We start from the raw sequence: 1,365 nt of genomic DNA on the forward strand, positions 1-1,365 counted from the left end.
GGGAGTGTCAGATTTTTTGTGTGCGGGCCGGTAACGGCCTGCCGTCAGGCAGGCCCTAATTTTCACCAAGTTGGCCTGATGAATCGATCTCCGTACAGAATCGCAAATTGATTCATCGCACTCTTCCAATCATGCGCCGCCGAGCCCCAGTTGGCTGTGATGTTGCGCAGCCCCAGCCAGATCAATTTGGTCGCCGCGTCGTCGTTCGGGAAGTGGCCACGGGTCTTGATGATCTTGCGTAGCTGGGCGTTGATGCTTTCGATGGCATTGGTGGTGTAGATCACCTTCCGGATGGCGGGCGGGAAAACAAAGAACGGAATCACTCGATCCCACGCCCGTCGCCAGGCAGCCACCACTGTTGGATATTGCGTGCCCCAAGGCCCGCTCTCAAACTCATCCAGCGCCTGTTCCGCCGCCTGAGCGTTGACGGCCTGATAGATCGGTTTGAGGGCCTTGGCCAGCACTCGGCGCTTGTCCCAGGCCGCATAATCGAGGCTGTTGCGGATCAGATGCACGATGCAGGTCTGCAGCGTCGTGCCTGGGAATACCGCGCTGAGGGCCTCTGGCATGCCTTTGAGGCCGTCGGTCACGGCAATCAGCACGTCCTCGACGCCGCGTGTCTTGAGTTCGTTGAACACCTTCATCCAGAACTTGGCACCTTCGGTGTTCTCGATCCAGATACCCAGAATGTCGCGCGTGCCATCAGGCAAAACGCCCAGCGCCAAGTAGACCGCTTTGTTGCGAACCAGCCCTTCCTCGCGGATTTTGACCCGCAAAGCATCAAAGAAAATGACCGGATACATCGGCTCCAGAGGGCGCTGTTGCCACGCGCCAATCTCCTCCATGACCTCGTCGGTCACGGAGCTGATGAAGTCGGGTGAGACGTCTGTTCCGTACTGTTCGGAGAGAAAGGCTCGGATTTCTCTGACCGTCATCCCACGGGCGTACATGGCGATAATCTTGTCGTCGAAACCGGTGTAACGACGTTCATGCTTGGGAATCAGGATGGGCGAGAAGCTGCCATCCCGGTCGCGCGGGATATCCAGCCGCAGCGGGCCATCACCGGTTAGCACTGTCTTGCCGCTCGTGCCATTGCGCTGGTTGGTTTCATCCTCCGGGCGCTGCGCGCCCGGAGGATAGCCCAGGTGATGACCCAGTTCGGCGTTCAGGGCTCGCTCGATCAGCGCCTTCTTGAACGCTGCTGAGGCCTCTTCGATGGCTTCTGCGGTCATCAGCGGGGTCGCGGAAAACTGCTCAAGCAGCTCTTTCGGGACCTTTGGTAACTCACGGAGCGGTTTCTTTTTTGTTGGCATACATGCACCTCTTACTCATGTTATGCCCGAACACAAAATTTCTGACACCCTC

At 58.2% G+C, this 1,365-nt stretch carries 1 protein-coding gene; it reads right to left on the reverse strand.

The window, feature by feature from the left end; translation table 11 throughout:
* Window positions 1-62 precede the first annotated feature (62 nt).
* Window positions 63-1,313, reverse strand: a complete 1,251-nt coding sequence (locus ACIP21_RS28670) for an IS256 family transposase (protein ID WP_400694979.1) — start codon at window positions 1,311-1,313, stop codon at window positions 63-65.
* Window positions 1,314-1,365 lie beyond the last annotated feature (52 nt).

It is taken from the genome of Pseudomonas sp. NPDC089401 (genome assembly GCF_044749485.1).
GTDB lineage: Bacteria > Pseudomonadota > Gammaproteobacteria > Pseudomonadales > Pseudomonadaceae > Aquipseudomonas.